1 protein-coding gene is annotated in these 255 nt (G+C 56.1%); it reads left to right on the top strand.

All coding sequences use genetic code 11. The features are described from left to right. On the top strand, positions 1 to 255 hold a 255-nt coding region (locus E0D98_RS27070), incomplete at both ends, for a DNA methyltransferase (protein WP_276320465.1).

Genomic DNA, 255 nt, shown 5'->3' with positions numbered 1-255 from the left:
GGCGATAAAACCGATGAATGGCTGCAACCGGCCTGTAATGAAATGTACCGCGTACTCAAAAAAGACGCGCTGATGGTCAGCTTCTACGGCTGGCACCGTATTGACCGCTTTATGGCGGCCTGGAAACACGCCGGATTCAGCGTGGCAGGGCACCTCGTGTTCACCAAAAACTACACATCCAAATCTGCGTATGTCGCGTACCGCCACGAATGCGCTTACATCCTGGCAAAGGGCAGTCCGGCCCGGCCCCGTAAC

Source organism: Escherichia sp. KCJ4928, from assembly GCF_004352695.1.
Lineage (GTDB): Bacteria > Pseudomonadota > Gammaproteobacteria > Enterobacterales > Enterobacteriaceae > ECMA0423.
This window is presented reverse-complemented; position numbering and strand designations above follow the sequence as displayed.